A 24,466-nucleotide genomic window follows, 5' to 3' on the forward strand; every position below is an offset into this window, starting at 1 on the left:
AAACTCCAAACCCGAAACGCTACACTGTTACCAGCTGATCGCTACGGCGTTTATCACTTTCAATAACGCCATCACGCAACCGTACGATGCGGTGGGCATGGTTGGCAATATCTTCTTCATGCGTTACCAGTACCACGGTATTGCCGCTTTCCTGGATCTTGCCAAAGATGTCCATGATCTCGATGGAGGTTTTGGTATCGAGGTTACCGGTAGGCTCATCGGCCAGTATAAGGGAGGGGCTGTTGACCAGGGCCCGGGCTATGGCTACCCGCTGATTTTGTCCGCCCGAAAGTTCATTGGGTTTGTGGTGGCTTCTTTCTTCCAGGCCTACTTTCTGGATCACCTCCATGGCCATTTCCGTCCGTTGCTTTTTGGGAACACCGGCATATACCAGTGGAAGGGCCACATTTTCCAGGGCTGTGAGGCGGGGCAGAAGGTTGAACTGCTGGAATACGAACCCGATCTCCGAATTGCGTACCTCAGCCAGGGAGTCATCCACCATTTTACTTACATCCTGTCCGTTCAATATGTATTTTCCGGCGGTGGGCGTGTCCAGGCAGCCCAGGATATTCATGAGGGTACTCTTACCCGACCCCGAAGGTCCCATGAGGGCCACATACTCGTTTTTAAGGATATCCAGGTTGATTCCTTTCAGTACGCGGATCTCCTGTCTACCCATGAAATAGCTCTTACGGATCTCTTCCAGGTGAATAATAGACTTCATCATGATATTTGGTTGATGCGTACGCTAGGCTTCCGTTTTCCGGATCACTTTGGGTACTTTAAAGAATATGCCATCTGTGTCGGGAGCATTTTTAACCCCTTCCTCCCTGGATACCGATCCCTGCACCACATCTTCCCTCAATACATTGACGTTATCCGACATGTGTAACAGGGGGGCAACACCTTCCGTATCCAGCTCATTCAGTTTGTCGACAAAATGGATCATTCGTTGCAGGTCATGCTTAATTATTTCTTTCTCAGCTTCATTGAACTGCAAACGGGCCAGGTTGGCGAGGTTTTCCACTAATGCGTCATTGACTTCCATACCTAACAAAAATAGTTGAAAAAACATTCCGGATGTAGAATTTAGGATTTCGTATTACTCCGTACACAGCGCCTGTTGATTACCTGCCTGTTCGTGCTTGTTTTAAGCCCAATAGGCATGCCTTTAGTTGTTTATCAGCGATCTGTCCCCATCCGAAATTCTACATCCTAAATCCGAAATCGTCTTATCTTCGCCCCCTTATGGAAAAGCGTGATCAGCAACAGATTGTTATGAGCGGTATCCGTCCCACCGGCTTTTTACACCTGGGTAATTACTTTGGGGCCTTGCGCAATTTTGTGCGTATGCAGGAAGAATATCCCTGCTTTTTTATGGTGGCAGACCTCCACGCGCTGACCACCCATCCGGATACAAAAGAACTGAAAACGAATATCCACCGGGTACTGGCCGAACACATTGCCTGTGGCCTGGATCCCGATAAAGCCGCCCTGTATTGCCAGAGCCATGTATTTGAGACCTCCGAACTGTACCTCTACCTCAATATGCTGGCCTATAAAGGTGAACTGGAGAAGACCACCACCTTTAAAGACAAGGCCCGTTTGCAACCGGATAATATTAACGCCGGTTTACTTACTTATCCTGTATTACAGGCAGCTGATATCCTCCTGCACCGGGCGGCCCTGGTGCCGGTAGGCAAAGACCAGGAGCAACACCTGGAAATGTCGCGTACCTATGTAAACCGGTTCAACCACCGGTATGGTGAGGTGTTCCCCGAACCATTTGCCTTCAACTATGGGGAGCAATTGGTAAAAGTGCCCAGCCTTGATGGCGCCGGCAAAATGAGCAAGAGTGAGAACCAGAACGCTACACTCTACCTGTCTGATACTGATAAACTGATCCTTGATAAGGTTAAGAAAGCCAAGACCGACAGTGGCCCCACTGTTCCCAATTCTGTAAAGCCCGACTATATAGAGAATATCTTCCTCCTGATGAAGCTGGTAAGCAAAGAAGAGGTGATCAAAAAGTTTGAAGACGATTACAACAATTGCACCATCCGCTATGGTGATATGAAAAAGCAATTGGGAGAGGATATGGTCAATTTCATTGCTCCCATCCGCGAAAAAGCAGAGGCTATCCGTAACGACGAGAAATACCTGAAAGCTGTTATGGAGAAAGGCGCCGACAAGGCCCGTACCAGTGCAAAAGCAACGATGGCGCTGGTGCGTGAAGCCATGGGACTGATTTATTATTAAAAACTCCTGCTCTGTAAACCAAAAACCAAAAAGAATCAATACCTTAAATTTTTGGTCCATACATCCCGGGTCACACCATCCGGGAAACAGGGATCTGATTCTATGAACTAATAACGATGGCAAAAAGTAAAAAACCCAAGCATATAGCTGTAGCAGGAAATATTGGCGCCGGAAAGACTACCCTGACAGAACTGCTGAGCAAACATTATCGTTGGATACCCCAGTTTGAAGATGTGGACCATAATCCTTACCTGTTTGATTTTTACGAGGACATGCCCCGCTGGAGCTTTAACCTGCAGATCTACTTTCTCAATAGCCGCCTGAACCAGTTATTGGATATTCACCGTGGCACCGAAACCGTGGTACAAGACAGGACCATCTATGAAGATGCGCACATCTTTGCGCCCAACCTCCATGAAATGGGCCTTATGAGCAAAAGGGATTTTGACAACTACTTCCTGTTCTTTGAGACCCTCAAGTCGATGGTACAACCTCCGGACCTGCTCATTTACCTCAAAGCATCTGTGCCCACCCTGGTGGCCCAGATACAAAAAAGAGGCCGGGAGTACGAAGAGAATATTCGCCTCGACTACCTGAAACGACTCAATGACTATTACAATAAATGGATCGATGGCTACAAAGAAGGTCCCCTCCTGGTCATAGACATCGACAAAAACAAGTTTCCCGAAAAAGAAGAAGACCTGGGAGATATCATCAGCAGGATCGATTCGCAACTGTACGGGTTGTTCTAAAACATTATCATGGTACAGGCACGCCTGAGAAAACTGTTGACCACCAACTGGCATTTCATTGGCGTTATACTTTTTTTTGTTATTCATGGGTATAGCGAACACCAGGGACTAATCCCCTTTCATGAATTGCTGCTATTACTGACAATATTATTGGTCGCAGGTTTGCTCTTATATGGTATCGGCAAGAAGATATTTAAGGCTGATGCAGAGAAGGCCGGTCTCTTTACTTCTTTCGTTTTTGTTTTGGTGCTTTTCTTTGGCGTAATTCAGGATTTTCTGAATACATTCAACCTGTTTTCATTAATAGGCAGGCTGATCATATTTTTTCCGTTATGCTTACTAGCTATTGGAGGGCTGTTAATATGGCTTAGGAAAACCCGCCTGCGTTTCGGTAAGCCGGTTTTATTGATTAATAGTTTGTTGTCAATATATATCTTGATCGATCTGTGTATGATCACCCAGCATTTCCTGGCGCTATCATCTGATAAGAAGAACACAGCGCTGGAAAAATATGGTCTGACGAATTGTGACACCTGTACCAGGGTTCCCGTTTATCTCGTTTTATTGGATACTTACCTCGGGTCAGACGGATTAAAAGAGTATTATCAATACGATAACACAGCATTTGAAACTTCTTTACGTAAGCAGGGATTTCATATAACTGCAGGTACACACAGCAATTATATTTTTACTATATTTTCCATGGCCTCCACGCTGAATATGCAATACCTGGGAAATGTCGGTTCACCCGTGATAAAAAACCATTACGCTTATAATGCAGCAGTCTCTACCTTCCACAACAACATGGTATGCCGCTACTTCGAAAGCCAGGGCTACCAGATCGTGAATTATTCTATTTTCGACATTAAGGATGTGCCGGCTGGTTATCGGTCCGGATTATTGCCCGATAACGTGAAGTTAATAACCCAACAAACAATGTATTACCGTGTGTCCAAATACCTTCCCCTTTTCCTGGAGAGGAATGGATGGGCTCCTGGTACGGCAAAAAAGGTACATGATGATTTTGAGATGAATAATGAGCAAATGATGAACGCCACATTATCAGATGCCCGTAAGAAGCAGGATAAGCCGACATTTACTTACCTGCACCTGATGATGCCGCATGGCCCATTCATTTTTGATAGCACAGGAAAACGCATGCCTCCTTTTACTGAAGTAAGAAACATTGATAAACAATATATCGACGAGGCATTTTTGCAGTACCTTGTTTATACCAATAAACGGATCAGTACTTTTTTGAATGAGCTGAAAGCTGCCACCGGAAGTAAGGCGGTGATCATACTAATGAGCGATCATGGCTATCAGGTGGCAGGAAGAAAAGAAAGATCGCTGGCTTATCAAAATCTTAATGCAGTTTATATCCCTGATAAAAGATACGAAGGCTGGTACAATGGTATGACCAATGTGAACCAGTTCAGGGTACTCTTCAATACCCTCTTTCACCAAAGCCTGCCAATGCTGAAGGATTCCATTGTATATTGAGCAATTCTCCTTATGGAGAAGCGCTGTGTTGCCCAACTCAATGGCGAAAACCATTCCACCGGGTACCTACAATGTACTGATCAGCTTGCTACGGTGTATGATATTAAAGCGGAAAATGATCCGGGCTATGGACTGGCCCCGTTGGCCGTACAGATATTTAAGGGGTATCAGGGTAATGGCGGGCTGCCATACAATGTGGCCGGCCGGTGAGGGCCTACAAAAAAGAACCGATTATTTTTGTTGTGCCGGAGTGATCGCCTTGGCGCCATAGGGTGCAAAAGCCTTTAGTTCCTGCAGGTTTTCGGCAATGATCTTTAGCCATTGGGCCTGCTTTTCTTTGTTGCGGGAAAAATCAGTTTCTTTATCATATTCACGCTGGGCGCTATGGTGTATGCTCATCACACTGTCATAGATCCTGTTCACATCATCATTCACCGTTTTGGCGTTGAAGCGATAAGCCTTCAAGGCCTGGTTTAGCTTGCGGGCATGTAATTCGGCAATATCAAAGTGCCCCTGCTCATGCGATAAGATCACATGGTTGTGGATACGTACCCATGATTTGTTTTTATCAAAACGGCATTTGATAGTGTACTGTAATTCTTCATCATCGTACCCAAACTCTACATTGATGGAACTGCTGGTAAGCGCCGCATTGGAGGATGCAGGATCGGGTGGGGCCTTAAAATCAGCCCAGGTAAGTTTCCGGGAGGCTGTCCAATCTATTAGACTGGCTTGTTCTATACCGGTAAGGGCTGCCAGCAGGAAAGTGAAAAAATGTGTGATCATACTACGCTATGCGATACAAGAGGCAAAGTTTGGTGAAATTCTTCAAACCTTATCATAAAGTTGCAAAAAAAAGCTCTATCCGGCTGAAAGGATAGAGCTTTTATGGCTGAAATCGTTGGAGGCCAGACTAAAATCCGTCAGAACTTGTCCCGCCCTTCGGGAACTTTAGCAGATAGATTATCCTAAGACACATTTTAAATGACAGGTGCTGCTTCCAGAATTTCTTCCTGCACACCTGCGGCATATTTTTCAAAGTTTTTGATGAACTGTTGGGCGAGGTTGCGGGCTGCCGCATCGTAAGCCGCTTTATCGGCCCAGGTATTCCGGGGATTCAATAATTCCGCCGGTACATGGGGGCAGCTTTGGGGCACCGCCATACCAAATACAGGATGGTTGATAAATTCCACCTGGTCCAGTTTACCTTCCAGCGCGGCCGTGATCATGGCGCGGGTATAAGACAGCTTCATACGGCTGCCGGTGCCATAAGCGCCGCCGGTCCAGCCGGTATTGATCATCCATACCTTTACTTCATGCCTGCGCAGCTTTTCACCCAGCATAGCGGCATACTTGCCCGGGTGCAAGGGCAGGAAGGGGGCGCCAAAGCAGGCGCTGAAGGTAGATTTGGGTTCTGTTACCCCTGCTTCTGTACCCGCTACCTTGGCAGTATAGCCGGAAATAAACTGGTACATAGCCTGTGCGGGCGTGAGCTTTGAAATGGGCGGCAACACACCATAGGCATCGCAGGTCAGGAAAAAGATATTGGCGGGTAAATTACCTATTGAGGGCTCCTGTGCATTGCTGATATAATCCAGCGGATAAGATACCCGGGTATTTTCTGTGATCGATTTATCAGAAAAGTTGATCTTGTTGGTACCGGCATAGAACATAGTATTTTCTACCAGGGCGCCGGGACGGATAGCATGGAATATTTCAGGTTCCTTTTCTTCACTCAGGTCAATACACTTTGCATAGCAGCCGCCTTCAAAATTAAAGACGCCATTATTGGTCCAGCCATGCTCGTCATCACCGATCAGCATACGCTGCGGGTCGGCGCTAAGGGTTGTTTTACCCGTGCCACTCAGGCCAAAGAATAAAGCCGTATCACCATCCTTGCCCATATTGGCCGAACAGTGCATGCTCAATACGCCCTTCTCCTGGGGCAATATATAATTGAGTACCGTGAATATACCTTTCTTGGTCTCGCCGGTATAACCCGAGCCGGCGATCAATATTGTACGGTGTTTAAAACTAATAACAGAGGCATTGTGCTGGCGGGTGCCGCATTCTTGCGGATCGAGGCGGAGGCTGGGCGCCGACAGGATATGCCAGTCGGGGGTGAAATGCTCCAGTTCCTCATCTGTAAGCCGGAGGAACATATTATGGGCAAAAAGGTTGATGGCAGGTTGCTCATTCACTACGCGGATATTCATGCGATAACGGGGGTCGGCGCACGCATAGGCATCGCGTACCCACAATTCGTTCTTACCGTTCAGGTGCTCAACGATCTTTTTGTGGATGATGTGAAAGTACTTTTCCTCCAGGGGCTGGTTAAATTCATTCCAATGTACGGTGCTGGCGGTGATCTCATCCTTTACCGTGAACTTGTCTTTGGGGCTGCGGCCGGTAAATTCGCCGGTGCGCATCACCAAAGCGCCGGTATCATTCAAAATACCCTCATTCAGGCGGAGTGCATCCTGTACCAGTTCTTCAGGGGTTAGCTGATAGTGTAGTGTGTGGTTCTGTCGAAGCCCAAGACGGCTTAATTGATTAAAGGGAATAGCGATGGTTGGTAATGACATAACAAGCGACTTTATAGATTAGGCGATAAAGGTAGAATTTAAAAAAATCTAATGCAAAGCGCCAAAACCCTCAAAAATTGAATAGCATTCAACTGAAAGGCCTGTTTGTTAGTGATTATACTGCTAACAAATGTTAGTTTTTACATATGTTCAACAATAAGCTGCTTTCACTGAACCATTAAAAAAAAGAGGAATTTTTAGTTAAAACTTGCCCACCCCTTTACCTTTTTTAGCATGCAGGGATATCGACAGGCTCAAAAGCAGGAAATGAGGCAAAAAAACGCTGAAATCCACCCGCTTATCTGTTCATTGGTTATTTTTACCGCATGAAATACCTGCCACTTGATCCAACCATCTTTGTACAAAACCGGAAACGATTTGCAGGCCGGATGGATAAAAACAGCATTGCCATCTTCAACAGTAATGACGAATTGCCTACCAATGGCGATGCTACCCATACATTCAAACAAAACTCCGACCTCTTCTGGCTATGTGGAATAGGCCAGGAAGACACCATGGTCATCCTCTTTCCCGACAATCCCGACCCCAAATTCAGGGAAGTGCTGGTATTGGTACGGCCCAACGAGCTCAAAGAAAAATGGGACGGGAAAAGGCTCAGGGCCGACGAAGCCCGTAAGATCTCAGGTATCTCCACCATCCTCTGGCTCGACAGCCTGGAAGGACTGCTGCAGCCCTGGATACACCTGGCCGACAATATTTACCTCAATAGCAATGAGAACGACCGCAAGTCCAACCTGGTGCCGGTACGTGATTACCGCTATGCGGAAGCCATGAAACAGCGTTATCCCCTGCACCGGTACCTGCGCAGCGCCAGGATCATGAAAGAGCTGCGGGCGGTGAAAACTCCCCAGGAAGTAGTGGTGATGCAGCAGGCCATAGACATAACACACAACACTTTTTTGCGTTTATTAAAGTTTGTGCGGCCGGGTGTGATGGAATATGAAATAGAAGCGGAAATTATCCATAGTTTCCTTTCCCAAAGAGCTACCGGCCCCGCCTATAGCAGCATTGTAGCCAGCGGCGACCGCGCCCGTACCCTGCACTATATAGAAAATAACCAGGTCTGTAAGGACGGGGAATTGATCCTGATGGATTTTGGGGCTGAATATGGCGGTTATTGCGCCGATCTTACACGCACCATTCCCGTGAACGGTAAGTTCACCAAACGGCAGAAAGAGGTGTATAACGGATGCCTGCACCTGCACGATTATGCCAAAAGCATTTTGAAGCCAGGCATCACCCTGGCCATCTATACTGATAAAGTAGGCGCAGAGGCTACCAAAGTATTTGTAAAACTGGGACTGCTCAACAGGCAGGACCTGAAGAATGAAGACAAGGATAACCTTGCATACCGTAAATACCTGTACCATGGCATATCACACCACCTGGGTATTGATGTGCACGACCTGGGAAGCCGTACAGAGCCTGTAAAAGCGGGTATGGTATTTACCATCGAACCCGGCATTTACATCGAAGAAGAGCAAATGGGGATACGCATAGAAAATAATGTATGGCTTACCAAAACCGGCAACAAAGACCTGATGGCCAGGATCCCGATCACTGTAGAAGAGATAGAAGCTGTCATGAAGAAATAAAAACAATGTCCTAATTCGCTAATTTGAAAATTAATGAAACAAATCCCCAACCTGTTCACTTTATTAAACCTGCTCTTTGGCTGTTGCGCCATCGTATTCATTATGCAGAATGGCATTGATCATGCTTTTGATGGTCAGGGAGAATACTTTGTGCGTTTGCCGGAACAACTCGCCCTGGCGTCCTTATTTATAGGCCTCAGCGCCGTGGTTGATTTCCTGGATGGTTTTGTAGCCCGCCTGTTCAAAGCCTCTTCTGAAATGGGTAAACAACTGGATTCCCTGGCCGATGTGGTGAGCTTTGGCGTAGCGCCCGGTCTTATCTTATATCAATTCCTGCGGCTGGCCTATGCTCAGCAGGAAACAGGGCTTGAGACCAGCATTGCCTGGCTGCTGCCTGCATTTATAGTGCCCTGTGCGGCCGCCTGGCGCCTGGCCAAATTCAACATAGATGCCAGTCAGCAATACGGTTTTAAGGGCATGCCCACCCCGGCAGCCGGTTTACTCATCGCTTCCCTGCCCTTGATTTTTTTCTTTGGTAATCAGGCAACTGTTAGCGGTCTGCTCGCCAATCCCTGGGTATTATATGCAATTATTGCAATAGTTAGTTACCTGATGGTGAGCAATATTCCTTTGCTGGCCCTCAAATTCAAGGATTTTTCCCTGAAAGGCAATCTCCCGAAAATTATTTTGCTGCTGGGGGCTGTGCTGGGAGCCGTTTTATTGAAGTGGCTGGCCGTTCCTGTCGTATTTATTCTCTATATCATTGTATCTTTGGCCTTCAAAAATAAAACCACATGACGTATAATGTTCAGGTTACTGTAATGCCGCTGAAAGAATTATTGGATCCACAAGGCAAAGCCGTGATGGGCGGATTACAAAACCTGGGATTGAATACTGTGCAGGATGTACGTATCGGTAAGAACATCACTTTGCAGGTAGAGGCCAATAATCCGGAAGAGGCTAAAAAGATCGCTGAAGAAGCATCTAAAAAACTACTGGCCAATCCCGTAATGGAATACTTTGAAGTAGCTGTTAACTAGCAATGCTATATATCGTTCCCACACCCATCGGCAACCTGCAGGATATAACCCTGCGTGCACTGGAAGTGTTGAAAAAGGTTGACCTGATACTGGCCGAGGACACGCGTACTACCATTAAGTTATTGAATCATTACCAGGTGATAAGGCCTTTGTCGCCTTTTCATCAGCATAATGAACACCTGGTTTTGCAGCACCTGGTCAATCAGTTGATGGAAGGAAAAACCATGGCGCTGGTATCTGATGCCGGTACGCCCGGTATTTCAGATCCCGGTTTCCTGCTGGTACGCGAATGCGTGAAAGTAGGCGTCAAGGTAGAGTGCCTGCCCGGTGCTACTGCTTTTGTACCCGCCCTCGTCAATAGCGGCCTGCCTGCCAACCGCTTCGTATTTGAAGGTTTTTTGCCCCAGAAGAAAGGACGGCAAACCATGTTCAAAAAGCTCGCCGAAGAAGAACGTACCATGATCTTTTATGAATCGCCCCACCGGCTTGTCAAAACCCTGGAAGATATGATCCAGTATTTTGGCGCCGACCGGCTTTGCAGTGTAAGCCGGGAATTGTCCAAGCTCTACGAAGAGAATGCCCGCGGCACTTTACAGGAAGTGTGCGAACATTTTAAGAAGAAAGAGGTTAAAGGAGAGATCGTAATGGTAGTGGCAGGCCATGAATCGTGAATCCCGTTCACGATTTAAGTTTTCCTTACAACAGCCGGGTTTGATATTTGTATACACATCCTAAAATAGAACAGATATGAAAAGAATAATCCCTTCACTGTTATTAGTATTGTCTTTGGCGTTGAGCAATAGTATGTTAGCACAAGTGCGCAGCGTGCCTGCAGCTGTTACGGAAGCATTTAAGGCCAAATATCCCAGCGCTTCCAATGTAGAATGGAAGGATAAACTTTCTGCATTTGTAGCCGTATTTGATAACAATGGCGGTCATTTTGAGGCCCGGTTCAACAACAAAGCGGTATGGCAATATACAGAAGAGATCGTAGGAGAAAGCGCCTTACCCAAGGGAGTGAAAGACGGCTATGACAAGAGCAAATGGGCCGATTGGAAAATAGAAAAGGTAACCAAGATCGACCTGCCGGGCGATAAAGTGCAGTACCGTGTATTGGTAGTAAAAAGCGACCTGCAGAAAAAGAACCTGGTGTTCAATAGCGAAGGCCGGTTGTTGAAAGATAATAGCACCTTATAATATTGTCCGAAAGACCGGAAAGTCCGGAAGGAAGCAGCGCTAAGGCTGTTTTCTTCCGGACTTTGTGTTACCGTACATACAATTTTTAGGGAAAACCGGCTTACTGACTTTCCGTCTTTCCTACTTTTTCCGACTTTTCCCTACCTTCCGGCTTTAGTATCAAGAACAAAAACTCCGGAATTCAATGAGAAAACACATGCTTTTAATGGCTGGCCTTTTTGCTGTAACGGCAGCAGTGGCGCAGCCCGATCGCTGGCAGCAACGGGTAAAGTATGCCATGGACATCAACATGGATGTTACGACCAACCGGTTTACCGGTAAGCAGAAATTGGAATACACCAATAATTCTCCTGACACCTTATCCAAGGTATTCTATCACCTGTATTGGAATGCGTTTCAGCCCAACAGTATGATGGATGCCCGCAGCCAGGCACTGGGCCAGATAAAAGTAAATGGCCGGCCCGATTGGGATGGCCGTGTACGCGACCGCATTGCCAACCTGAAGCCCGATGAGATCGGCTACCAGAAAATACTATCCCTCAAAATGAATGGGGTGGCCCAGCAATACACCTTGCAGGAAACCATCCTGGAAGTAACACTTAGCAAGCCCATCCTGCCCAAGTCTACTGTTACCTTCGATATGGACTTCGAAGCACAGGTGCCTTTGCAGGTACGCCGCAGCGGAAGGGATAATCCAGGTACCGGCGTTCGTTTGTCTATGAGCCAATGGTACCCCAAATTGTGCGAATATGATTATGAAGGCTGGCATCCTACCCCCTATGTAGCCAGAGAATTCTATGGCGTATGGGGCGATTTTGATGTAAAGATCACCATAGATAAAAACTACCTGATCGGTGGTACCGGCTACCTGCAAAATCCCAACCAGATAGGCCATGGGTATGAAGCACCCGGTGCTAAAATAGCTAAACCAGCGGGCGATAAACTCACCTGGCATTTTGTAGCCCCCAATGTACATGACTTTATGTGGGCTGCCGATCCTGAGTATGCACATATTACACGCACCGTGGCCGATGGTCCCGTGATCCATGTGATCTACAATAGGGATGAGGCCATGCTGAAGAAACAATACGAAGCATTAACGGACGCCAACAAACGCCGGTACGAAAATGATGTACAGAAATACATCAGCAGCTATGATGATCAATGGAAGCGTGTTGCTGATGGTGCGGTGACGGTCCTGCCTTTCATTGAAAAGAAATTCGGCCCCTATCCTTACAAGCAATACACTTTTATCCATGGTGGCGATGGTGGTATGGAATATCCCATGGGTACACTGATCGTAAGCGCCAGCCTGGGCACGGCCTTTCATGAGTGGATGCATACCTGGTATCAGATGTTGCTGGGTACCAATGAATCGGAATATGCGTGGATGGATGAAGGCTTCACCAGCTATGCAGAAGCCCTCGTTACACAATACTACCAGGCTGTTACCAAAAACCAGGTAACACAGTCTGATGTTGGTACCGGTCCCCGTAAAACGGTGGTAGTAGATTCGCTGACCAAAAGCAATAGCTTTATCGGGAAAGACAATCCGCACAAGGATGCCTACCAGGGATATTTTGCGCTTGTAAAGAGTGGTCTGGAAGAACCCCTCACTACCCATGCCGATCACTTCGAAACCAATTTTGCCTACAGCATTGCTTCTTATTCAAAAGGAGAAATATTCATGGAGCAGTTGGGATACATCGTTGGTGCAGATGTACGCGATAAGATCTTACTGGAATACTATCGCCAGTGGCGTTTCAAACATCCCAATGTAAATGACCTGCTGCGGGTGGCAGAAAAAGTGAGTGACATGAAGCTGGACTGGTACCGCGAGTATTTTGTAAATACCACCAAGACCATTGACTATGGTATTGACAGCCTGTGGGAAGAAGGTAACAAAACCAAGATCCGCGTGAAGCGCATTGGTAAGATGCCAATGCCCCTGGATATACTGTTGGCATACAAAGATGGTACGAAAGAGATTGTCAACATTCCCATGTACCTGATGTTTGGCGCCAAGAAGCAGGAAGATGTTGCCATCCCTTACTCAACCAGGGAGGCCTGGAAATGGACACATCCTACTTATGTGTTTGAAATAAACCATAGGTTGGCCGACCTGAAACTGATGGAGATCGATCCATCGCAAAGGATGGCTGATGTGGAAAGGTCCAATAACAAACTGGAGATACCATAATAGGTTATATCTGTAAAGGGAGGGTCGCCTTTCAAAGGCGGCTTACCCTGGTCTAAAGTAACCTCATCATACCGAAGGTTGCCCGTCTCAGATGGGCAACCTTTTTGTTTTAGTGCCTGAAATTTGGTAGCTTATTTGAAATTTTAATGATCATGGCAAAGGCGAATAAAACAACCGAGACGACCGCAAGCGTAACCGGCTTTCTCAATGGGGTAGCCGATGAGACCAGACGTAAGGATGGTTTCAGGATTGTGGAGATCATGCAGGCGCAAACAGGATTTGAACCTAAAATGTGGGGCCCTGCTATTGTAGGATTTGGCAGTTATCATTACAAGTATGAAAGCGGTCGCGAAGGCGATGCTCCATTGGTAGGCTTTTCTCCCCGCAAGGATGCATTTGCATTGTACCTGTCGGCCAATTTCGACAAAAGGGAAGAGCTCTTGTTGCAACTGGGAAAACACAAAGCAGCTAAAGGGTGTGTGTATATTAAGAAGCTGGCAGATGTAAAGGAAGAAGTGTTGAAGAAGATGATCCTGCTTTCGTTTAAGCACGTAAAGAAGCTGTATCCATCAAAGTAAAGGAAACGGGAAGAACAAAGTGCTTTTATGGACATTTATATAAAAAGCCGCCTCCCGGTAAACGAAGAGACGGCTCTAATGATAAGGTGGGTTGGTTAATGTCTGTTGATCAGCCTAAGCGGAGAGACAGAAAAAATTTGGATAAGGTATAATGGCTAACGTATCAGACTAGTGCGACCCGGGAGCAAAGGTAGAAGTAGGGCGGGGGTATGGCAATACCACTTTGTGGTAGTTTTTAACCCACTGATCTGGTTATAGTCTTGATAAAAGTCAGGACTACTAACCTCGCAAAGTGCGCCCCTTATTGCATCCGGGGTAGTTATGTACCGCAGGGAAATATAAAACGGCCCCGGTAATCATGGCTATATTCATGACTGCCAAAGCCGCTTACATTTTATCTGTTAACGTCCAAAGTATTTGTTGATCGCTTCTACCCGGTTGTTCACGTGCAGCTTCTCGTAGATATGGTACACGTGTTTGCGAACCGTTTCCTGGCTGATGAAGAGACTGGCAGCTATCTCTTTGTACAACATGCCTTTAGCCAATAATTCAAGTATCTCTTTCTCGCGGTTCGACAGTACGCTGAGTGCGGAGGATTCTGCCGTTCCTTTTTCCAGAGGTTTATTGTGTTGAAAAGCAGTGACTACCTTACGGGCGATCTGGCTGCTCATGGGAGCGCCTCCTTCCTGTAATTCCCTGATGGCTTCCAACAGTTTATGGGGAGCTGTTTTCTTCAGGATGTATCCACTGGCGCCGGCTGTCAATGCTTCAAATATCTTCTCATCATCTTCATACACCGTACACATCATAAAAAGGATCTCCGGGTACTCGGCTTTCAGGTGCCGCACACAATCAATACCACTTTCTCCTTCCCCCAGGTTTATATCCATCAAGGCTATATCAGGTTTCAGCAAAGGGATCTGTTGCAAGGCTTCTTCCGCAGAACCAAAACTTCCCAATAACTGGTACCCGTCAGACATAAGGACTATTTGTTCCAATGCCGAACGGATATCCTTATTGTCGTCAACTATGCAAATGCTAATATCCATAACACAAAGTTCAGGGTTTTGGTGAAACAGGGAATACCACTTTGTGGTAGTTTTTAATACACACCTTACTGTATAAGCGACTACCGCAAGCTGTGCATAAATATACCTAAATGGGTAATTGATTGTACACCCGCTTACTAAACGATCAGTAGACCTGCTTATGTGTTGGGAACGAAGAGGAGGTATTTTTCTTTGAAATAGGCTTCCCGGAATATTTCATACATCTCTAAAACGGTTGGTTTGCAACCGCTTTCAGATATTTCAGCAGCCAGATCACCACCTTTCAGGCATATTAAACCGGGATTACGGTGTTGGGTGGCGGAAGGCTTTTTCAACAAAGGCCTGGACCATTGCCAAAGATGCTGCAAAGGAGCTACAGCCCGTGATACCACGAAGTCAAACTTGCGGTTCTTGATGTCTTCTATGCGGCTATGTTGGGCAGTTACATTGGTCAACCCCAATCCTTCACTCACCGCCTGTACTACTTTGATCTTTTTGCCGATGCTATCCACCAGGTGAAAACGCACTTCGGGATAAAAGATGGCCAGGGGAATGCCGGGAAATCCGCCCCCGGTACCCAGGTCCACCACCTCGGTGCCCGGCGCCCATTCAAAGGCCGCAGCGATACTAAGGGAATGCAATACATGCTTCTCATACAAGCTCTCCATATCCTTGCGGGATATTACATTGATCTTGCTGTTCCAGTCTGTATATAAGGGTTCCAATGCAGCAAACTGTTCCAGTTGTGCAGGAGTAAAATCACCAAAATACTTAGTGATCAATGCCAGTTTTTCTTGGGCTTTTTCCATAATGCCGGGGCAAAGATGCAATAATAAATGAACATCCAGACATCCAATAGCCACCACCAGGCAAAAAGATCCTTTTCATTGAGCTTATTCATGGCCTTGTGGTAGATAATGGCCTGGGTGATGCTGCGTACCAGGAATATACCCAGACTGATACGCCAATCAAAGAATATGGCGCTGAGGATCAGTAAGGGATAAAATAGAAAATGAGTTAGAGAATACAAACCCAGCAGGAAACGGTGCGTTGGTTTATAGAACTTTCCGGTAGTAAAATGGCGGTTCTTCTGCCTCCACCAATCGCCAAAGGTCTTCTTGGGAGTAGACAGCGTAATGGCATCCTGATCGATCATAATGCCTGTATTGCCCTTATTGGCCACCCTGTTGATGAACAGGTCATCATCACCACTCAATACGTGGTTGATGGAAGAAAAACCCTTATTGGCAAAGAATAAACCTTTCTTGTACGACAGGTTGCGCCCCACGCCCATATAAGGCATGCCGGCCAGCGCAAAGGAGAGGTATTGCAAAGCGGCATGAAAGGTCTCAAAACGAATGAGTTTATTGAGCAGACCGGGCAGCTTATGGTAGGCGCCATAGCCCAGTACCACCGCCGTTCCTTCTCCATACGCATCCTGCATTTTCTGTATCCAGTTTTCAGTAGCCGGCACACAATCGGCATCCGTAAGCAGGATGATCTCATGGTGCGCTTCCTTGATACCGATAGACAATGGATATTTTTTACCCGGGATGCCCTTGGCTTCCTGTTCCAGGTTTACAATATGCAGGTTCTTGAACGTCTTTTTGAACTCTTCCAGCAGGTAGCGGGTCTCATCCTGGCTGTTGTGGTTCACCACGATCACTTCATGGGTGGTAGGGTAGGTTTGAACCAATACCCCCGGGAGATTGCGGGCAAGATTGGCTGCCTCATCACGGGCGCAAATAATAACACTCACAGGGTGCTGCTGTGATTGTATCTTTTCGGAAGGCCTGTACCAGGCCAGCCGTTGAAAAATGATCCAGTAATAAAGTAATTGAATTAGGGCTACGACGCAAAACACATAAAACAATACCTGCCACCAGTCAATTAATGACAAAAAGGCCATACTTACAATTTAGGGTCAAATGCAAACAAAATACAAAAATAGGTGACAGACAGGTAGAAAGCCCGATAATCATTTCACAGGCTGTGAATAAGAGTTTCGGGTTTGGAGTTTAAAGTTTCGGGTTGCTGCCGCGTTTTCGGTTGCCGATTATTGGTTAAGGGAAGTGTAAAGGGGGCCTAAAAGCTAGCGAATGGTTGGTTTTATCATGATAATTGGAGTTAAGGAACCCGGAACCCCAAACCCGGAACCCGAAACTTTCTTTGCATTATCTTGCGTCCCATTATGGCTGTTTTGCAATTTGAACTCGAGGTAACCGACCAGGTGTCCAAAGCCCGTGCAGGGACCATCACCACCGATCACGGACAGATACAGACCCCTATTTTTATGCCCGTGGGTACCGCCGGCAGCGTAAAAGCAGTATCCCAGCAACAATTAAAGGAGGATGTACAGGCCCAGATCATCCTGGGCAATACCTATCATCTGTACCTGCGGCCGGGCCTCGACGTACTGGAACAGGCGGGTGGCCTGCACCGTTTTAATGCCTGGGACCGCCCAATACTCACCGATAGTGGTGGTTATCAGGTCTTTTCACTGGCTTCCAGCCGTAAGATAACAGAGGAAGGCGTACTGTTCCAATCCCATATTGATGGTTCCCGCCATCTTTTCACGCCCGAGAATGTGATGGACATTCAGCGTACCATCGGGGCCGATATCATCATGGCTTTTGATGAGTGCCCGCCATACCCCAGCGAATATGCATATGCCAAAAAGTCGATGGAGCTTACACACCGCTGGCTCGACCGTTGTTTCACCCAGTTCAACAATACACCCGATAAATATGGGTATACGCAAAACCTGTTTCCCATTATCCAGGGCAGTACGTTTGCCGACCTGCGTAAGGCTTCCAGTGAATACATCGCTTCTAAAAATGCAGCCGGTAATGCCATCGGTGGGCTCAGTGTGGGTGAACCAGACAATATGATGTATGAGTATACCGAACTGTGTTGCGACCTGCTGCCTGTTCATAAACCCCGTTACCTCATGGGCGTGGGTACGCCCTGGAATATCCTGGAATGTATAGCCCTGGGGGTGGATATGTTTGATTGCGTGATGCCTACGCGAAACGGGCGTAATGCCATGTTGTTCACTTCCAAAGGCGTCATCAACATCGACAACAAGAAATGGGAGAAAGATAATAGTCCGCTTGATGACGGTATTGATTGTACTGTGAGCAACCTGTATTCCAAAGCCTACCTGCGTCATTTAATGAAAGCCAAGGAAATACTCGGTCTTACCATTGCCAGCGTACACAACCTGGCCTTTTACCTATGGTTGGTCAAAGAAGCACGGAAACATATACAAGCTGGGGACTTCCTTAGCTGGAAGAATGAACAGGTACAAATACTTCAACAAAGACTTTGATATAAGTAACAATAAAAAGTCCCGCTTCAAGCGGGACTTTTTATATGTCGAGATTATCTCTTTTGTGATAATAACCATTTCAACAGGTCTGGTTCCTTGAATGCATTGTCCCAGCTGTTATGGCCTACCCCGGGATATTCGGTATACTTCACCCTGGCACGCGCTGCCTTCAGGGCGTTGACCATCAACCTTGAATTGGAGGGTAATACCGTATTGTCTTTATCTCCGTGAAATACCCATATCGGAAATTTACGGGCATATTCCTTCACCTTGGCAGGATCGCCGCCACCGCAAATGGGGAAAGCGGCTGCAAAGAAGCCGGGCTTGCGCCACAGCAGTTCAAAAGTGCCCATACCACCCATAGAAAGGCCACCTACGTAGATCTTTTTACTATTGACCAGGGGAGCCAGTGAATCGAGCAGCTCGCTTACCAGCCCCAGGCTTTTGCCGATGGGCCGGTCGGAAGGGAAATACAACCCATTGAGGGAGTCCTTGCGGTTGGGATCGCGGTCGATCCTGGCCCAGAAATCGTTTTTAGGGCATTGGGGAAATACTACGATGGCTGGATATTGCTGCCGGTTGGCAGGATCGGTAAACAAGCCCGCCCCATGCACCAGCTGGGCTTCATTGTCGCTGCCTCTTTCGCCGGCTCCGTGCAGGAGCAGGATGAGGGGGTACTTTTGGGCAGGATTGTAATTTTCGGGATACAATATCCGGTAGCGTAAAGTATCGCTGTGGCGAATAAATTCTTTCTTTTCATACTGGCTGTTGTCCTGGGCCAGGGAAATGGCTGTTACATACAGCAGCAGCAAGGTTAAGGATGTTTTGAGCATAGAACTAAAGATACAAATTTTAGTACCTGGGCCCCATAGTCTTAATTATGTTATAAGATTGTGCATTTTAAGCGGCAGCACCCGGGAGCTCAATATTTTTGCCCTACATTTGCCAGCATTCTGGCAGGGCATGTTCGCACTATTATGAAAATACTCGATTGGTACATATTAAAGAAATTCCTTACTACTACCTTGTTCATTGCATTGATCTTTTCCCTGATCTCGGTAGTGATCGATACCAGTGAGAAAGCCGATGATTTTGTGAAATCCGGCCTTTCCACCTACCAGATCATCATGAAATATTATATCGGGTTTGTACCCTTTATCTTATCCATGATCTTTCCGCTGATGGTATTCATTGCAGTGATCTTCTTCACCTCCAAAATGGCTGGCCGTTCTGAGATCGTGGCCATCCTGGCCGGAGGGGTTCGTTTCAATCGTCTGCTGCGTCCTTACATGATCGGCGCTTTCTTATTGGGCGGTTTCTTCTGGTATGCTACCCAATACCTGCTTCCCAAGGCCAATGTGATCTATGGTAATTTTCAGGCTACTTATATTGATAGTAAAAGTTCTTACGAACAGGGAGAGTACGGCAAGCGGTCCCGCAATTACTATATCCGCATTGATACCAACACCTTTGCAGGTTTGCGCAATTACGATACCACTACAAAATCAGCCAGCAATGGTTTTTTCCTGGACCGTATGAAAGGCACACAGGTGGTCTATAACCTGCGGGCAGAGACCGTACGGTGGGATACCGCCAAAAAGACCTGGAAACTGGAAAATGCCGTGGAAAGGAAAATTGACGGATTGACCGAAACAGTCAGGGCCATACCTTCTATGGATATTAAGCTCAATGTGAAGCCCAATGAGATCAAGCCCGATAAATACCTGAAAGATAAAATGACCACACCCGAACTGAAGCGTTTTATCAAAGCGGAAGAAGTGAGGGGTACGGAAGGGCTCAATGATTTTAAAGTGGCCCGCTATCGGCGCGATGCCACGCCCGTATCAGTAGTGATCCTTACATTAATTGGAGCTTCTGTAGCATGCCGTAAAACACGCGGCGGCAGTGGGCTGCATATGGCCACCGGTATTATCACCGCTGCTATTTTCGTGGTCATGGACAAGTTTTCCCTTACTTTCTCTACCAAAGGCAGTTTCCCTCCCTTGCTGGCAGCCTGGATGCCCAACCTCATCTTTGGTACCATCGCCATCTGGCTATACCGTACAGCACCTAAATAAGGCCTGGGGTTTATATCTCACTAGTGCTTGCCCCGCAACACCTGCGACAGCAGGAAGCAACCCTTTCTCGTTGCCTTACTGCCTCGATGCCTTGTTGCCTTATACTGTTGGAATGCTGAAATAATCAAGGGATTAGTAAGAGATTAGAATAAAATAAATTATTGTTTAGTTTTATTAAAAGCCTATTAATTTAAAAGGTTTCTTACTATTTCCGTCAACCCCATTGAATTAATTTTGTTCTATTGAACGAGTTTGGTTTAACTTTAGCGGCCAAGGAATCAATACCTGTAAATACTTCGTTTTTATATATATAATCTTGTTGCATCATGGGCATTCTCAAAGAAAGGTTTAAAGCAAAAGCAGATATCGCAGCAGTGGAAATCAAAGACCTGCTGAAAGAACATGGCTCCAAAAAGATCGGTGAAGTACAATTGTCACAGGTGTACCAGGGTATGCGGGGTATTACCGGCCTCGTGAGCGAAACCTCCTTATTGGATTCACAGGAAGGTATCCGTTTCCGCGGCTATTCCATTCCCGAATTGCAGGACAAGTTGCCCAAGGCCAAAGGCGGCAGCGAGCCATTACCGGAAGGTCTTTTTTACCTGATGCTTATTGGAGAACTGCCTACCGAAGAAGATGTAGCGCACATCAGTTCTATCTGGCAAAGACGTTCACACGTGCCCAACCACGTATTTGATGCTATTGACGCCCTGCCCGTTACAGCCCATCCCATGACCATGTTTGTAACAGGTATTATGGCCCTTCAAACAGAAAGCAATTTTGCCAAACGTTATGCCGAAGGGATCAATAAGAAAGATTATTGGGAACCTGTATTTGATGATGCGATGGACCTGATAGCCCGGTTACCACGGGTGGCCGCCTATATCTATCGCCGGAAATATAAAAATAACCAGCATATCCACCCCAATGGATTGCTCGACTGGGCAGGCAACCTGGCCCATATGCTGGGTTTTGAAGATGAAAGCTTTAAAGAACTGATGCGCTTATACATGACCATTCATGCCGATCATGAAGGAGGCAATGTATCTGCCCATACTACCCACCTGGTAGGCTCAGCCCTCAGCGATCCTTACCTCAGCCTGGCTGCAGGTATGAATGGACTGGCAGGTCCTTTGCACGGCCTCGCCAACCAGGAAGTGATCAAGTGGATCTATGAAATGAGGGAGCAATTAAAAACTGAAAAGCCTTCTAAAGAACAAATAGGGGAATATGTAAAGAAAACATTGGGTGAAGGAAAAGTAGTACCTGGCTATGGCCACGCCGTATTGCGCAAGACCGATCCCCGCTTTACTGCTCAAATGGAGTTTGGTAAGAAACATATGGCCGATGATCCATTGGTACAAACCGTATGGAATATCTATGAAGAAGTACCACCCATTTTGCAGTCATTAGGCAAGATCAAAAATCCATGGCCCAATGTCGATGCACACAGCGGTGCCCTGCTGGTACATTACGGCATGGTGGAATACGAATTCTATACCGTGCTGTTCGGCGTAAGCCGAGCCTTGGGTGTACTGGCCAGCCTTATCTGGGACCGTGCACTGGCATTCCCCATTGAAAGGCCCAAGTCGGTAACCACAGCCCTCGTGAAAAGGTGGCTGAATGGTGAAGATGAGATCTGGGGTGATTAAGAATTAATTGTCAGCCTGAGCAATGTCACCCTGAGCTTGTCGAAGGGGCTGTAAGGCAACTTTACTGTACAGATCCAGGCACATCAACATACTATTTAAAACGGCTATCTCTTTATGGATAGCCGTTTTTTTATGCGGTGGGTTTTTCAGCAGGCGTTCGTACTCCAATGATGGAGAAACTCCGGTTTGCGGCGTTTGGAAACATCGATCAGCTCTCCGTTGTGCAGCTCGATTTTGCCACCTTCTCCATCAATATAGCGCAGGATGAATTTTTTATTGACCAGGTGTGTACGATGAGGTCTGATGAAATCATTGGCCGCCAGGTCTTCCTCAAATCTTTTGAGCACTTTGGCTACCACCAGCTTTTTACCGTTGGTGAAAAACAGCTTGCTGTAATTGCTGATGGCTTGTATGCGGATGATGGAGCCAATGTCTAAGACGGCGATCCCGGAGTTGCCGGGCAGCAAAATAAGGCTGCTGCCGGTTATTGTTTTTTCAGGCATATATAAAGGTGTTTACCAGCGATGATTGAACCGTTTGCCGATGGCTGTTTTCTTTTAACTGCTCTTCTATGCGTTGGATTCGCTGGTGGAAGATCCACCAGATCAGCCCGGCCAGTGCCAGGCAAACCAGGATCACTGCCAGATAATTACGGGATATCCAATGCTTGTCAACTGCCATGCAGCTTTTAAAAGCAATATCGGTTGGGGCAGTCATTATTTCAGTAACCCAGGGGGGGATAAAGTAGGGACAGGGGAGGGGACAAATGGGGGACAAACAGTCTGGGAGTCAGTAAGTCCGGAAGTTGGTAAAGTCCGAAAGTCGGTCGCGGCGCTGTTTTCTTCCGGTCTTTCCGCCTTTCTGACTTTATATCAGGTTAACCAATTCATCAAGAGAACCTTCTTCAGGAAGATTAACCTTCTTGCGCAATCGCTGCCGCGCCTTTTTGATGGCATCATAACTTACGCCCAGCATAGCCGCCATATCCTTGGGCGGTAATTGTAATTTGGTGAGGGCGATTAAGCGGGTGTCCGCAGCACTGAGGTCGGGCATTTTTTCGCGAAGGCGTATAAAGAACCCCGGGTATACTTTCTCATAAAGATCGCGGAAAGTTCTCCAGTCTTCCTCTGTCAGGATGGTGGCATTGAGCAGTTGGTGAAGGTTTTCCATCCGCTCTTTGTTTTCCTGCAGGCCATGCTGTTGTAGTTGCTCCAGTTCCTGCCTGAACTGTTCGATCAGCTCATTCTTTTCTTTGAGCTTATTCGTATAACCTGTCAATTCCTGTTGGGCAAAGGCCAGTTGCTGCCGGTCTTTCTCGCGGGCCATGGCCGACAATTGTAATTCCTTGTTGCGCTTCAATCGTTGCCGGTTTACCCACAGCAGCCCAATAATGCAGGTCAGCAGCAGCACGATCAATAAGCTGTTCCTGATAAATACTTCCTGCCGGCGCTGGTATTCCAGTTCATTGATCGCCTTGAGGTGTTGCTCCGTTTCCACTTTCAGCTTGGCCTGGTTGAGTGTTCGGTTGCCACGTATCACCGCCAGACTGTCTTTGTACAACAACAGCGAATCGGCATATTGCAATGCCAGCGCATCATTCCCTTTGTATTGGTGGTACCGGTACAGGTTTTCATACCAGTTCTTGTATAGTACAGCGCCTCCCCATTGGTATACATAGGGGCGGGCCAGGTCGAGGTACCTTTGGGCTTCACTGACTTTCCCCTGCCGGAGATAAATGGTAACCAGCACCATGGCAGCATTGATAGCGCTGCCCCATTCCCTTGCTTTCATGCTGCCTTCATAATCTTCGAGCAGTAAGGGCAGGGCCAGCATATCTTTCCCCTGGAGGTGATAGGTATACCCGAGGTTGCCATAGGAGAGCGACATGTAAAACGAATCTTTCACCGCAGCAGCGGAAGCGTGCGACCTGTTGAAATAATAGATCGCCGAATCATATTGTTTCAACTGCTGATAACACAAGGCAATGCTGTTCTCTACTGCGGTAAAATAGAAAACATTATTCCAGTAAGCTGGCACGGCCAGAGCTTCTTTATAATGCTTGATGGCCTGTTCATATTCTCCAAAGCGGTAATAGCATTCAGCCAGTCCACCGGCATAGCGCCTGGTATAGGGGTAATTGTTGATCCCTTTTGCTTCAAACAGGTGACGGGCCTTTTGCATGTATTCAAAGGCCGGACCAAACTTTTCCAATACAAAATAGTAATCCCCGGTATAGTACCAGCATTCTGCCGCTACCATGGGCCACCCTTTTTGCCGGGCCGTTTCTTCTGCCCGCAGCATGATGTCAACACTTGTAGGCAGGCCGCGGTATTGCGTGGACAGGTAGACCTGTTGTATGAGCCATGCCTGTTGCATGGGCAATTCCAGGTCTTTGTTGCGATAATATTGCTCGGCAGCCTGCAATTGATTAACGACGGAGGCGCTATCCTGCGTGAGTAAGCTCTTTTTGTACCAGGCCCATATGGTTTTCACCTGTTCGTCTTTGGAGAGCGAAGATGAAATGGCTGGCTGGGCATGGGCCACAGATAAGGAGCATACAAACAGCCATAACAGCAGCGACTTTCGAGCCAAGGCTTAGTAGTTAGTTGGTTACTGTACGAAAATA

Annotated in this window: 25 protein-coding genes; 14 read left to right on the plus strand and 11 right to left on the minus strand. The window is 47.0% G+C overall.

Translation table 11 applies throughout. From position 1 onward, the window contains the following. Positions 1 to 19: 19 nt before the first annotated feature. Both D3H65_RS27895 and gatC read right to left on the minus strand, forming a co-directional pair. Positions 20 to 727: an ABC transporter ATP-binding protein gene (locus D3H65_RS27895; protein WP_317127751.1), complete on the minus strand. Its 708-nt coding sequence runs from the start codon at positions 725 to 727 to the stop codon at positions 20 to 22. A gap of 21 nt (positions 728 to 748) precedes the next feature. Further along, the gene (gatC, locus tag D3H65_RS27900; RefSeq protein ID WP_119053446.1) at positions 749 to 1,048 is read right to left on the minus strand and encodes an Asp-tRNA(Asn)/Glu-tRNA(Gln) amidotransferase subunit GatC; all 300 of its coding nucleotides are present in this window, start codon (positions 1,046 to 1,048) and stop codon (positions 749 to 751) included. Between the two features lie 200 nt (positions 1,049 to 1,248). Here gatC and trpS point away from each other — a divergent pair, with 200 nt between their 5' ends. The 4 genes from trpS (at position 1,249) to D3H65_RS27920 (ending at position 4,724) form a co-directional block, all read left to right on the plus strand. Then, positions 1,249 to 2,259: a tryptophan--tRNA ligase gene (gene trpS, locus D3H65_RS27905; RefSeq protein WP_245999607.1), complete on the plus strand. Its 1,011-nt coding sequence runs from the start codon at positions 1,249 to 1,251 to the stop codon at positions 2,257 to 2,259. 116 nt (positions 2,260 to 2,375) lie between these two features. Beyond that, a complete protein-coding gene (locus D3H65_RS27910; RefSeq protein ID WP_119053447.1) occupies positions 2,376 to 3,011 on the plus strand; it encodes a deoxynucleoside kinase in 636 nt (211 codons plus the stop codon). 9 nt (positions 3,012 to 3,020) lie between these two features. Further along, on the plus strand, positions 3,021 to 4,514 hold the full coding sequence (locus tag D3H65_RS27915; RefSeq protein WP_119053448.1) for a sulfatase-like hydrolase/transferase: 1,494 nt from the start codon (positions 3,021 to 3,023) through the stop codon (positions 4,512 to 4,514). A 12-nt stretch (positions 4,515 to 4,526) separates the two neighbouring features. Continuing rightward, the gene (locus D3H65_RS27920) at positions 4,527 to 4,724 is read left to right on the plus strand and encodes a hypothetical protein (RefSeq protein WP_119053449.1); all 198 of its coding nucleotides are present in this window, start codon (positions 4,527 to 4,529) and stop codon (positions 4,722 to 4,724) included. A gap of 21 nt (positions 4,725 to 4,745) precedes the next feature. Here D3H65_RS27920 and D3H65_RS27925 read toward each other — a convergent pair whose 3' ends face one another. Together D3H65_RS27925 and pckA are read right to left on the minus strand one after the other, a co-directional pair. Continuing rightward, positions 4,746 to 5,300: a DUF922 domain-containing protein gene (locus D3H65_RS27925; RefSeq protein WP_119053450.1), complete on the minus strand. Its 555-nt coding sequence runs from the start codon at positions 5,298 to 5,300 to the stop codon at positions 4,746 to 4,748. 194 nt (positions 5,301 to 5,494) lie between these two features. Continuing rightward, the gene (gene pckA, locus D3H65_RS27930) at positions 5,495 to 7,099 is read right to left on the minus strand and encodes a phosphoenolpyruvate carboxykinase (ATP) (protein ID WP_119053451.1); all 1,605 of its coding nucleotides are present in this window, start codon (positions 7,097 to 7,099) and stop codon (positions 5,495 to 5,497) included. A 326-nt stretch (positions 7,100 to 7,425) separates the two neighbouring features. On the opposite strand from pckA, the gene D3H65_RS27935 reads away from it, so the two are divergent. From D3H65_RS27935 to D3H65_RS27965, 7 genes are all read left to right on the plus strand, one after another. Further along, positions 7,426 to 8,715, plus strand: a complete 1,290-nt coding sequence (locus D3H65_RS27935; RefSeq protein ID WP_119053452.1) for an aminopeptidase P family protein — start codon at positions 7,426 to 7,428, stop codon at positions 8,713 to 8,715. A 33-nt stretch (positions 8,716 to 8,748) separates the two neighbouring features. Beyond that, a complete protein-coding gene (pssA, locus tag D3H65_RS27940; protein ID WP_119053453.1) occupies positions 8,749 to 9,513 on the plus strand; it encodes a CDP-diacylglycerol--serine O-phosphatidyltransferase in 765 nt (254 codons plus the stop codon). Continuing rightward, on the plus strand, positions 9,510 to 9,755 hold the full coding sequence (gene purS, locus D3H65_RS27945; RefSeq protein ID WP_119053454.1) for a phosphoribosylformylglycinamidine synthase subunit PurS: 246 nt from the start codon (positions 9,510 to 9,512) through the stop codon (positions 9,753 to 9,755). The genes pssA and purS overlap by 4 nt, the downstream gene beginning before the upstream one ends. Positions 9,756 to 9,757: 2 nt before the next feature. Further along, positions 9,758 to 10,426: a 16S rRNA (cytidine(1402)-2'-O)-methyltransferase gene (rsmI, locus tag D3H65_RS27950; RefSeq protein ID WP_119053455.1), complete on the plus strand. Its 669-nt coding sequence runs from the start codon at positions 9,758 to 9,760 to the stop codon at positions 10,424 to 10,426. A 76-nt stretch (positions 10,427 to 10,502) separates the two neighbouring features. Further along, positions 10,503 to 10,952 (plus strand): PepSY-like domain-containing protein, encoded by a 450-nt coding sequence (locus tag D3H65_RS27955; RefSeq protein ID WP_119053456.1) that lies wholly within the window; start codon positions 10,503 to 10,505, stop codon positions 10,950 to 10,952. Positions 10,953 to 11,136: 184 nt separating this feature from the next. Then, a complete protein-coding gene (locus tag D3H65_RS27960; protein ID WP_119053457.1) occupies positions 11,137 to 13,152 on the plus strand; it encodes a M1 family metallopeptidase in 2,016 nt (671 codons plus the stop codon). Positions 13,153 to 13,304: 152 nt separating this feature from the next. Beyond that, complete coding sequence (locus D3H65_RS27965) at positions 13,305 to 13,730, plus strand: DUF1801 domain-containing protein (protein WP_119054689.1); 426 nt, start codon at positions 13,305 to 13,307, stop codon at positions 13,728 to 13,730. Between the two features lie 401 nt (positions 13,731 to 14,131). Here the strand turns inward: D3H65_RS27965 and D3H65_RS27970 are convergent, their stop codons facing one another. The 3 genes from D3H65_RS27970 to D3H65_RS27980 form a co-directional block, all read right to left on the minus strand. Next, positions 14,132 to 14,779, minus strand: coding sequence for a response regulator (locus tag D3H65_RS27970; RefSeq protein ID WP_119053458.1), 648 nt, complete (start codon positions 14,777 to 14,779; stop codon positions 14,132 to 14,134). A 158-nt stretch (positions 14,780 to 14,937) separates the two neighbouring features. Next, positions 14,938 to 15,588, minus strand: a complete 651-nt coding sequence (gene rsmG, locus D3H65_RS27975) for a 16S rRNA (guanine(527)-N(7))-methyltransferase RsmG (protein WP_119053459.1) — start codon at positions 15,586 to 15,588, stop codon at positions 14,938 to 14,940. Continuing rightward, entirely contained in the window at positions 15,558 to 16,688 is a 1,131-nt protein-coding gene (locus D3H65_RS27980; RefSeq protein ID WP_119053460.1) for a glycosyltransferase, read from the minus strand. The genes rsmG and D3H65_RS27980 overlap by 31 nt, the downstream gene beginning before the upstream one ends. A gap of 282 nt (positions 16,689 to 16,970) precedes the next feature. Here D3H65_RS27980 and tgt point away from each other — a divergent pair, with 282 nt between their 5' ends. Further along, complete coding sequence (tgt, locus tag D3H65_RS27985) at positions 16,971 to 18,110, plus strand: tRNA guanosine(34) transglycosylase Tgt (protein ID WP_119053461.1); 1,140 nt, start codon at positions 16,971 to 16,973, stop codon at positions 18,108 to 18,110. Between the two features lie 53 nt (positions 18,111 to 18,163). On the opposite strand, the gene D3H65_RS27990 is transcribed toward tgt, so the two are convergent. Continuing rightward, complete coding sequence (locus D3H65_RS27990) at positions 18,164 to 18,943, minus strand: carboxylesterase family protein (protein ID WP_119053462.1); 780 nt, start codon at positions 18,941 to 18,943, stop codon at positions 18,164 to 18,166. Between the two features lie 144 nt (positions 18,944 to 19,087). On the opposite strand from D3H65_RS27990, the gene D3H65_RS27995 reads away from it, so the two are divergent. Then, positions 19,088 to 20,188, plus strand: a complete 1,101-nt coding sequence (locus D3H65_RS27995) for an LptF/LptG family permease (protein ID WP_162915847.1) — start codon at positions 19,088 to 19,090, stop codon at positions 20,186 to 20,188. Between the two features lie 326 nt (positions 20,189 to 20,514). Next, positions 20,515 to 21,840 carry a citrate (Si)-synthase, eukaryotic gene (locus D3H65_RS28000; protein WP_119053463.1) on the plus strand — a complete coding sequence of 442 codons (1,326 nt, stop codon included), beginning with the start codon at positions 20,515 to 20,517 and terminating at the stop codon, positions 21,838 to 21,840. Between the two features lie 146 nt (positions 21,841 to 21,986). Here the strand turns inward: D3H65_RS28000 and D3H65_RS28005 are convergent, their stop codons facing one another. From D3H65_RS28005 to D3H65_RS28015, 3 genes are all read right to left on the minus strand, one after another. Next, a complete protein-coding gene (locus tag D3H65_RS28005) occupies positions 21,987 to 22,343 on the minus strand; it encodes a LytR/AlgR family response regulator transcription factor (RefSeq protein WP_119053464.1) in 357 nt (118 codons plus the stop codon). Further along, complete coding sequence (locus D3H65_RS28010) at positions 22,336 to 22,521, minus strand: hypothetical protein (protein ID WP_162915848.1); 186 nt, start codon at positions 22,519 to 22,521, stop codon at positions 22,336 to 22,338. Before D3H65_RS28010 ends, D3H65_RS28005 begins: the two co-directional genes overlap by 8 nt. A 186-nt stretch (positions 22,522 to 22,707) precedes the next feature. Continuing rightward, complete coding sequence (locus D3H65_RS28015; RefSeq protein ID WP_119053466.1) at positions 22,708 to 24,432, minus strand: tetratricopeptide repeat protein; 1,725 nt, start codon at positions 24,430 to 24,432, stop codon at positions 22,708 to 22,710. Positions 24,433 to 24,466: the final 34 nt, after the last annotated feature.

The sequence above is a fragment of the Paraflavitalea soli genome (genome assembly GCF_003555545.1).
GTDB classification, from domain to species: domain Bacteria; phylum Bacteroidota; class Bacteroidia; order Chitinophagales; family Chitinophagaceae; genus Paraflavitalea; species Paraflavitalea soli.